Source organism: Rhizobium oryzicola (assembly GCF_030504645.1).
Taxonomy (GTDB): domain Bacteria; phylum Pseudomonadota; class Alphaproteobacteria; order Rhizobiales; family Rhizobiaceae; genus Neorhizobium; species Neorhizobium oryzicola.
The window spans coordinates 1-1,164 of sequence record NZ_JAUKWQ010000029.1 but is presented as its reverse complement, the minus strand read 5'-3'; the positions used below and the strand labels follow the sequence as shown (position 1 = coordinate 1,164).

Below are 1,164 nucleotides of genomic sequence, written 5' to 3'. Positions count from 1 at the left end.
GAGTTTGCCGGAAATGCTTGTCTTATGATTTCCATGCTTCTTGGTGAGATAAGAAGCGCCGGAGAGGACGGCCATCCTCTTCCGGCGGTGGGGAACGGATCGTGAAACGCGAGGCCGCCATTCTTGCGAATGCCGGGCCGAGCTAGAGTTTGATCGCCCCCATCTTTTCCAATCGTCCTGAACGGATACCCGAGCTTTGGGCTCGGATGACAAGCATGGGAGATCAGAAAAGATGACGGATATTACCATCGGCGCGGACATCTCGAAAGACCATATCGACCTCTACAGCCTGCCGGGTGGCCAAACGCTGAAGGTTGCCAACGACCGCAAGGGCTTTGCCGCCATTCTCAGATGGATCGGCACAAAGGACGTGCAGCGCATCGTCTTTGAACCCACCGGCCCCTATCACAGGGCCTTCGAGCGCTTCATGATGGTGCAAGGGTTGCCGCTTTCAAAGGTCAATCCCCGTCTTGCGCGGCGCTTTTGCGAAGCCACCGGCAGGCTTGCCAAGACAGACAGGATCGATGCCAAGTTACTGGCGCGTTATGGCATGCTTCTTGAAACGCGCATTCTTGAGGCCAACACACAAATCCACAATGACTTGAAAGAGTTGCATATGGCGCGACTGGCCCTCATCAAGGACAGGACGGCCGCGAAGAACAGGTCGAAGAACCTGTCCAACCTACTCCTGAAGAAACAGAACGCAGATAGGCTCAGGCAGATCGAGCGCCAGATCAAGGCCGTAGACGAAGCCATCATGGCCTTGATTGGAGAGGACGCGACCCTGAAGACCAGGTTCAGCATCCTCGTTTCAATCCCCGGCCTGTCGCATGTCACGGCATTCACGCTTCTCATCGAGATGCCGGAACTCGGCGAACTGGATGAGAAAGCAGCAGCAGCCCTATCGGGGCTTGCCCCCATGAGCCGTCAGTCAGGACAATGGACCGGACGCGCTTTCATCGCTGGCGGAAGGGCCATCGTCCGCCAGGCGCTTTACATGCCTGCTCTCGTAGCATGCCGCTTCAACCCGGACCTCAAGGTCAAATACGACCAGCTCAAAGCCGCCGGAAAACCACCGAAGGTCGCCATCACCGCAATCATGCGAAAGCTCATTGTGCTCGCAAACGCACTGTTGAAAAACAACCGGAAATGGACCCCAAAACA

At 56.4% G+C, this 1,164-nt stretch carries 1 protein-coding gene; it reads left to right on the top strand.

Annotation, left to right across the window (positions count from 1 at the left end; translation table 11 throughout):
• Positions 1–232 precede the first annotated feature (232 nt).
• Positions 233–1,164, top strand: a 932-nt coding sequence (locus Q2T52_RS26750; protein WP_302079941.1) for an IS110 family transposase, incomplete at its 3' end; no start/stop codon positions are given.